The sequence below is a fragment of the Alicyclobacillus sendaiensis NBRC 100866 genome (genome assembly GCF_001552675.1).
GTDB lineage: Bacteria > Bacillota > Bacilli > Alicyclobacillales > Alicyclobacillaceae > Alicyclobacillus > Alicyclobacillus sendaiensis.
In genome coordinates, this window is record NZ_BCRQ01000035.1 from 21,062 (window position 1) to 28,338 (window position 7,277).

8 protein-coding genes, 3 tRNA genes and 1 pseudogene are annotated in these 7,277 nt (G+C 57.3%); 5 read left to right on the forward strand and 7 right to left on the reverse strand.

Annotated elements, in window-relative coordinates; translation table 11 throughout:
- Positions 1-66 precede the first annotated feature (66 nt).
- The 3 genes from AS26_RS08380 (at position 67) to AS26_RS08390 (ending at position 323) form a co-directional block, all read left to right on the forward strand.
- A tRNA-Ser gene (locus AS26_RS08380) sits at positions 67-158 on the forward strand.
- A gap of 10 nt (positions 159-168) precedes the next feature.
- Positions 169-245, forward strand: a tRNA-Met gene (locus AS26_RS08385).
- A gap of 3 nt (positions 246-248) precedes the next feature.
- Positions 249-323, forward strand: a tRNA-Thr gene (locus AS26_RS08390).
- Between the two features lie 148 nt (positions 324-471).
- Here the strand turns inward: AS26_RS08390 and AS26_RS08395 are convergent.
- Entirely contained in the window at positions 472-1,653 is a 1,182-nt protein-coding gene (locus AS26_RS08395) for a tyrosine-type recombinase/integrase (RefSeq protein ID WP_157068466.1), read from the reverse strand.
- Positions 1,654-2,046: 393 nt separating this feature from the next.
- On the opposite strand from AS26_RS08395, the gene AS26_RS08400 reads away from it, so the two are divergent.
- Both AS26_RS08400 and AS26_RS08405 read left to right on the forward strand, forming a co-directional pair.
- The gene (locus AS26_RS08400) at positions 2,047-2,271 is read left to right on the forward strand and encodes a DUF5348 domain-containing protein (RefSeq protein WP_062308392.1); all 225 of its coding nucleotides are present in this window, start codon (positions 2,047-2,049) and stop codon (positions 2,269-2,271) included.
- Between the two features lie 239 nt (positions 2,272-2,510).
- Positions 2,511-2,951: a JAB domain-containing protein gene (locus AS26_RS08405; protein ID WP_062308395.1), complete on the forward strand. Its 441-nt coding sequence runs from the start codon at positions 2,511-2,513 to the stop codon at positions 2,949-2,951.
- A 755-nt stretch (positions 2,952-3,706) separates the two neighbouring features.
- On the opposite strand, the gene AS26_RS14220 is transcribed toward AS26_RS08405, so the two are convergent.
- The 6 genes and pseudogenes from AS26_RS14220 to AS26_RS08430 all read right to left on the reverse strand — a co-directional run bounded on the left by AS26_RS14220 (position 3,707) and on the right by AS26_RS08430 (position 7,203).
- On the reverse strand, positions 3,707-4,216 hold the full coding sequence (locus tag AS26_RS14220; RefSeq protein ID WP_157068467.1) for an arsinothricin resistance N-acetyltransferase ArsN1 family A: 510 nt from the start codon (positions 4,214-4,216) through the stop codon (positions 3,707-3,709).
- Positions 4,217-4,243: 27 nt separating this feature from the next.
- Positions 4,244-4,648 (reverse strand): annotated as a pseudogene (gene arsC, locus AS26_RS14225) (arsenate reductase (thioredoxin)); the annotation flags it as partial.
- A 15-nt stretch (positions 4,649-4,663) separates the two neighbouring features.
- Positions 4,664-5,956: an arsenic transporter gene (locus AS26_RS08420; protein WP_062308398.1), complete on the reverse strand. Its 1,293-nt coding sequence runs from the start codon at positions 5,954-5,956 to the stop codon at positions 4,664-4,666.
- A gap of 75 nt (positions 5,957-6,031) precedes the next feature.
- On the reverse strand, positions 6,032-6,502 hold the full coding sequence (locus tag AS26_RS08425) for an ArsI/CadI family heavy metal resistance metalloenzyme (protein WP_062308401.1): 471 nt from the start codon (positions 6,500-6,502) through the stop codon (positions 6,032-6,034).
- Positions 6,499-6,852, reverse strand: coding sequence for an ArsR/SmtB family transcription factor (locus AS26_RS13830; protein WP_169793482.1), 354 nt, complete (start codon positions 6,850-6,852; stop codon positions 6,499-6,501). The genes AS26_RS08425 and AS26_RS13830 overlap by 4 nt, the downstream gene beginning before the upstream one ends.
- A gap of 117 nt (positions 6,853-6,969) precedes the next feature.
- A complete protein-coding gene (locus AS26_RS08430; RefSeq protein ID WP_062308405.1) occupies positions 6,970-7,203 on the reverse strand; it encodes a hypothetical protein in 234 nt (77 codons plus the stop codon).
- Positions 7,204-7,277 lie beyond the last annotated feature (74 nt).

Consider the following 7,277-nt stretch of genomic DNA (forward strand, 5'->3'; position numbering starts at 1 on the left):
GCTTGCAGACGAGGCAGAATGCTGCTATGATAACAATCGTCGCTTGGCTTCAGCGGATTGGAATGCGGAGAGATGTCCGAGTGGTCGAAGGAGCACGATTGGAAATCGTGTAGGCGGTCAACGCCGCCTCGTGGGTTCGAATCCCACTCTCTCCGCCATGTTGCGAATGGCGGCGTAGCTCAGTTGGTCAGAGCACACGGTTCATACCCGTGCTGTCGGGGGTTCGAATCCCTCCGCCGCTACCATGTGCCACCTTGGCTCAGGGGTAGAGCAGCTCACTCGTAATGAGCAGGTCGTCGGTTCGAATCCGACAGGTGGCTCCAAAAAAACCGCGTAACGGCGCGGAAAATGGGCGAGGCTCCGAGATGGTCGGAGCCTCGCTCGGCGTTTTGGGTGTCAAATGGGTGTCAACAGATTCTTGGGTGTCCGTGGGTGTCAGACGACGAGTTTCGTCGCGGGATGCCCGGTCCATCACAGTGCACGTCCTACGGACGACGACTTGCGGAACAGGAAGTCCTGTAGTTTCACAGCGGCTTCTTCTTTCATCTCGGCGAACACGTGGCTGTACACCTTCAGCGTCAGGCTGATGTCGGCGTGTCCGAGGTTCGAGGAGACGACCTTCACAGGGACGCCCGCCATGAGGGCCAACGTCGCATAGGAGTGACGCAGATCGTACAGACGGATGTTCTCGTCGAGTCCGGCGGCTCTCAGAACCGGTTTGAAGTGGCGCTGAATGATGTTGCGCTCTTGCAGGGGTTCGCCGTTTTCAGCCGCAAACACCAGGCCGTGGTTGTGGTAGTTGCCCCCCGAGGCGAGGATGATGGCGTTTTGTTCCCGTTTCCACTCGCGCAAGGCCTCCACCGTTTCCTTCGGCATGACGACTGACCGGATTCCGCTCTTGGTTTTCGGGCTTTCGAACTTCCACCCTCCGCTTCTGGGGCGCGTCAACACCCGCCGGATGTAGATGGTGCCGTTGGCAAGGTCCACCTCATCCCAGAGCAATCCGTAGGCTTCGCTCGGGCGGACACCGGTGGTCAACAGGAACATGAACAGGGTTCCATAGCGGTCGCCGGCACACGCTTCAAGAAACCGTTCCGCTTCTTCCGGTTTGAGGGCCTTCATTTCTGTCGTCTCGGCCTTCGGGAGGTCGACGAGCTCAGCAGGGTTCTGCCGAATGAGTTGCCATTTCACCGCTTGGCGCAACGCGTTGTGGAGGACCGCATGCGCGCGCCGGATGGTGCTTCCGCTGAGCCCCCTCGTCTGTTGCAATTCCGCATACGTCTCCTGAATGTCCAGAGGGCGCAATTTGGTCAGGCGGATGGGCCCCAACGACGGGATAATGTAGCGCTTCAGCATATCGGAATCGTTGTTGAAGGTTCGTTCCTTCACGGCCGCCTTGTGCGTTTCCAACCAACGCATGAGATACGTCGCCACGGTATCCTTGCTCTCTTGGACGAGGGTTCCTTTGTCCCGTTCCGCGAGCAATTCACGCAAGACCTTCCTCGCCTCACGCTCCGAGCCGTGTACCGTTCGATACACGTAGCGTTTTTTGCCGTTCGCATCTCTGCCGAGAAACACGCGAACCTGCCATGCAGGTGTCCGTCCATCCCGTGCCGTACCCCGCGGGATGATTTGTCCTTCACCTCGGGCCACGGCCGCATCCTCCTTTCACGATATCTGCCCAGGAATATAACACAGTTTGACACTCAAACGACTCCCATGCATAAGAAATGCGCGATTTATCAAGGAAAATCAAGTGACCTGACCATTTGTAATGAGCAGGTCGATCGAAACGTGGTTATCGGGCCGACGCGAAAATGACGTTTCTGTCCTGTGGTGCCATCCATCAGGGGCTCGGACAATGGAACCATGAGGTGTACAACGCTCACCGACTGGCATGGCGTTCGCGTTCGTCGTTCCGGAACGATGAGCGGAGTCGTCGTGCCGTACACCAGAGGACTTCCGGTGCCGTGACGCGGGCGGAAGTGCGGTGTACCCGCGTCGCGCAACGCGCGACAGCACACCTGAGGGGAGGAGGAAAGGCGAGTGAAGCGTGGCATTTTGCGATTTAACGAGGCCATTGAACGGTGGCAGTTCCATTCCGACGCAGGCGAGTACGAACGAGACCTGCACTGTGGCGACGGGGTGGACATCATGGTCGGTACCCAATACGTGCACGGGCGTATCGAGATGGGGGACGACTGGTACATCATCTTTCCGAATGCGAGGTTCCGCTTGATGCGCCGGAGTTTCTACATCGCAAGGATGTAGTGCGGACGCTAACCCGGCACGGTGGGCGAGACAGTGTCCTTTGCAACACATATTGGTGATTGAGTTGGGCCTGTGCGATTCCTGCATTTTGTAAATCCAACATCGACGGTCCGTGTTGGAGGTACGGCTTCGGCCGGTATAGTGCCGATCCGGCTGTACCCCGTGCCTCCTGGGACCGGTCGCCTCCTTGGGCGGGAGCCTGCCCATGGAGGCACACGGCCGGTCCGGGAGGTTTGAACATGGGGTACAGAATACCCAAGGTGAGGATCGCGCTGGTGCGCGAGGGGAGTATGGCGTCAGAAGTTAAGCAGATTCGAAGCGCGGAAGATGCGTACGATATCTTGCGTGAGAGTCTAGATGGGATTGACCGGGAACATGTGATCGTACTCCTATTGAATACAAAGCACGTCGTGACCGGAATCAACACGGTCAGCATCGGCAGTTTGGACTCAAGCATCGTCCATCCGCGCGAGATCATCAAGCCGGCCATACTCGGGAATTCCAGTGCCATTTTGCTCGCGCACAACCATCCGTCGGGCGATCCAGAACCAAGTCCTGAGGACATCGCGGTGACCCGCCGGGTCCACGAGGCATGCAAGATTATGGGGATAGACCTGTTGGATCACCTGGTGATTGGCGACGGGCGGTTCGTAAGCATCCGCGCACGCGGGTATATCTGACTTGGCGGGGCCGTGAGTGGCCCCGTCGTTCATTTCTCCGAACGTTTTCGGTAACCGTGAAGCAGTCTTTTATCAACGAGATCGCCGGTAGGGATCGCAAAACCCTGGGAAGGCAAAATAGGTTATCGACTTGGCCCAATCTTCTGGACTGGTCATGATAGGCGTGGTATGATGAAGGTGCCGGGGCGGGGTGCGCAACCGTTGTCCGGCACGTTACTGCGGTGACGAGAAGAAACAGGTGTGTTTTCACTGCCATGATCTCATCCATGGCAGCACGGCCCCTCACGGGGGGCTGTGAGTGTGCGACGGCTTGTCCGGGAGGCCGTCATGTAAGTAGCCCCAAGCGGGCGAGTGGAGAACAAAGTACATGTGGAGTCACGGAGTGCCTTCCCGGTTCACCGGGGGACGGTGTTTTCGTAAGAGTTTATTTGACGGACATAGGAGCCAGAGTTTGCGAACAATGAATGGTGTGAAGTCAATTGTTTGGTGGACGGAGGCGGTGCTGGTGCACGTGCCTCCGTCAAAAATTTGATGGCGTTAATGCGGGGGAAGTTTCGACCAAAAGCTGTGTGCTCTGCCAATTCACTTCTCAGACGCCTTTTGTAAAGCTATTTCTCATTGCTAGAAGAAACTTTCTTCAATCCATGCAATAGTCGTCCTCATTCCATGCACTTACCTTTGGCAGTCCTGAGGCTGATTCACAGGCTGATGATCCAGTCGATGAGTGCTGGGACGGGGGTGTGGAAGGTCATAGATCATGGATCAGCATCCATCAGCAGTTTCTCCATCCACATGACATCGACCCATTTTCCGTCCAATTGCCCTTGATTCCGAAATACGCCCACCTCACGAAAGCCCATCTTCCGATACAGTGCTTGTCCGGCCGTATTGAATGGAAAAGTGCCCAGGACCAATTTATGAAAGCCATTTTCACGCGCGAAGGCTTCCAAATTACGGAGCAGTGCTTGTCCAACACCTTTTCCGCTCCATGCCCGGTGAACGTATACCGACAGTTCCCCCACGCCTGCATACGCGCAACGATGGGAATATGGATGTAAGTCGGCCCAACCGATGACCTCATGTCCTTGTTCTGCAACAAAGACCCTGTAGCGGCCTGTATGCCGAGCGAACCAATCCTCGATATAGGCGGTGTCTTTGGCGTCCTGCTCCAGGGTGGCAATCCGATCCTCGATGCCCTGATTGTAAATGGACAAAATGGCAGGGAGATCGTCTCTTACCGCAAATCGCACGGTGGGATTCACCACATGATCTCTGCTGAATTCCTCACGGAGAAACGCCCGTATGCGATTCCCAATCGCATCGCGTACTTCGCGGAATTGGTTCAATACCTCGGCTTCTGTGCCCGTGGCCTGGGCGGGGTCCGGAAATCCCCAGTGCAGCCGCTTCACATTCGGGGGCGTCACGGGACACCGGTCGTTCGCGTCGCCGCACAGCGTGATCACGTAGTCCGCCTGGCGCAGCAGTTCTGGGTCAATCAACTTGGACCGGTGGTGCGAGATGTCGATGCCCACCTCGCGCATGACCAGGACAGCTCGTGGGTTCAGGCCATGGGCTTCGACGCCGGCGCTGTGCACCTCGACCTTGTCTCCGCCAAGGTGGCGTGCCCATCCTTCTGCCATCTGACTACGGCAAGAATTGCCTGTGCAAAGAAAGTAAATGATGCGTTTGCGGGACATGTGCACTCCTCCTCGTCAGGACAGCAATAATGTCCATAGGTACAGCCCGGTCAACGATGCAAACAGGGTGGGGAGGGTCAGAACGACACCGGTTCGAACATATCTGCCCCAGGTGATGGTCATCCCCTTCTTGCCCAGCACATGCAGCCACAGAAGGGTAGCGAGTGACCCGATGGGTGTGACTTTCGGGCCGAGATCGCAGCCAATCACGTTGGCGTAAACGAGTGCCTGTTGCATGGTTCCGGTTGTGTGGGTCGCGTGGATGGCCAGGGCATCAATCATTACAGTCGGCATGTTGTTCATGATGCTGGACAGGATGGCTGCGATGAATCCCGTAGCCAGGGTCGCCGCGAACAACCCGTGATGGGTGGTGGATTCCATCAAGCGGCCGAGCAGGCTGGTCAACCCCGCGTTGCGCAGCCCGTAGACCACGACGTACATTCCGATGGAAAAGACCACTATGGCCCACGGCGCGTCGCGGATCACTGGCCATGGTTGGATCACCCGCGTTCGCGCGCCGGCGATGAGAAAGACCATCGCAATGGCACCCGCCACCAATGAGACGGGGAAGTGCAGTAACTCCGTCAGGATGTAGCCGACCAATAACGCGGCGAGGATGATCCAAGAGAGCCTGAACATTCCCTGATCTGCGATGGCGCGGGCGGGATCCGGCAGGGCCTGCGGGTTGTACGCTTTCGGGATGTCGTGCTGGAAATACAGGTACAGCACAAGGACGCTCGCAGCCAGAGAAAACAGGTTAGGTACCACCATGTGCGCCAGGTAGCTCACGAACCCGATGTGAAAGTAGTCCGCAGACACGATGTTCACCAGGTTGCTGACGACGAGCGGCAGCGAGGTGGTGTCGGCGATGAAGCCGCTGGCCATGATGAACGGCAGCGTCCGCTTTGCGTCAAACTTCAGGAGCTTGATTTTCTCCAATACAATCGGGGTCAGAATCAACGCTGCACCGTCGTTCGCGAAGAAGGCAGCGACGATGGCACCCAGAAGGGTCACATACAGGAAGACCCTCCTCCCGTCACCGTGCGCCGCTTTCGCCATCCGCAAGGCGGCCCATTCGAAGAACCCAACCTTGTCGAGGATGGTGGAGATCACGATGATCGCCACGAACGCCAGCGTGGCGTCCCATACGATTTTCGTCACCGTGATCACGTCTTGCAACGTGACCACGTGAAACAAGAGCGCCATCAAGGCACCCCCGAGTGCGCTCCAGCCGATGGACAACCCCTTCGGTTGCCAGACGACGAAGACCAGTGTTACGACGAACAGCGCAATCGCGAGATAGGTCATTCTGTCTCCTTCGGTAACGTGACAAGGGTGCGGGTGTCGGTTGTCGGTTCTCGGTCACCAGTCGGCACACCGGGCTCAGTTTGTGCAACAGGAAGAGGCGTTTCCAGAGGGTGCGCAACACGTCCTTGGTGCGGATGGTTGTGCACCGTTTACCTCGGCGTCAAGGCGGTCATCTTCCTGATCGAGGACGACAAACACCTCCCAACGGTTGCCGTCCGGATCGGTGACCCAGATCTTGTCCTGCAGTGCATAGCAGCACGTGGTGTTCATCTCGTCAACCGTGACGAGCCCGGCTGCTTCCAGTCGCTGTTTGGCTACGAGGACATCTTCGGTGGAGGTGACCTGGAGCCCAAGGTGGTTCAGCGCACCGGCGTCTCCATACGGAAACTCATTGAGCGTAAAATTCAACGGAGGCTGGTCGATGTCGAACTTCGCGTAGCCGGGTCGAACCCGAACGGGATCGACACCGAACAGGTTGCGGTAGAACGTGAGAGACTGTTCAAGGTTGCGCACGTTGATGGCGACATGGGGCCTCAAGGCCGTCATGGGCAACATCCTCCTTGAGAATCGATAGATGGATAGATGTGGGATTTTAATGCGTTAATGAGTTCATCGAGCGCTTCGGGGTTCGGGAAGTAACAGGTCCAAGGTCCTCTCAGTTCCTTCCGGACCCATCCCGCTTTTTCCAAAACCTTCAGGTGGTGCGAAACGGTCGGTTGAGATAAGCCGGTGACCGCAACCACGTCCGCGACACAACAGCCATTCTCATACGCTTCGATCCGGTCGCAACAAGTGCCAATTGCCCCCTTCGCCATGATTTGCAGAATGGTGAAGCGACTCTTGTCCGCCAAGGCACTGAGACGTGCGAGGATGTCGTCTGTCTCCACATTGATCACCATCGATATCGATATTTGTGAATATGGTAACTCGGGGTGTGGCGATTGTCAACCGTGATGTCAGGACTTCCGTATGGGCGTCGAGTGCCGGGGGAAGCAGGTGCGGTGATGGTTTGATCAGCGCGCGGTTGATAGCACGTGGATGAGCACCACGACATCGTAAGCGCAAAGGAACAGGGTTCCGGCAAGCGCCACGATGGGTACGGCCCGGACACGAGTCAGCCGGTAACCGATGGTTGCCAGGAGAGCGAGGAGGAACACCGCCAACACGGGCCATGAGGGGATGGCAAAGGCCGCAAGCATCGTGAGGACAAGCACAGCAGCGGTCAACAACCAAAGGATCGCCAACATGATTCCTCACTCCCGTTCACGTCCGGTTTGTGACTCGCTGTGCGGTGGGTGGGCTTCATTGTGAGGAGCTAACC

What these genes read in the sequence shown, in the direction of transcription:
- AS26_RS08420 (WP_062308398.1), bottom strand. Translation starts at nt 5,956, where the DNA reads ATGACCTATCTCGCGATTGCGCTGTTCGTCGTAACACTGGTCTTCGTC.
- AS26_RS08425 (WP_062308401.1), bottom strand. Translation starts at nt 6,502, where the DNA reads ATGACGGCCTTGAGGCCCCATGTCGCCATCAACGTGCGCAACCTTGAA.
- AS26_RS08405 (WP_062308395.1), top strand. Translation starts at nt 2,511, where the DNA reads ATGGGGTACAGAATACCCAAGGTGAGGATCGCGCTGGTGCGCGAGGGG.
- AS26_RS08430 (WP_062308405.1), bottom strand. Translation starts at nt 7,203, where the DNA reads ATGTTGGCGATCCTTTGGTTGTTGACCGCTGCTGTGCTTGTCCTCACG.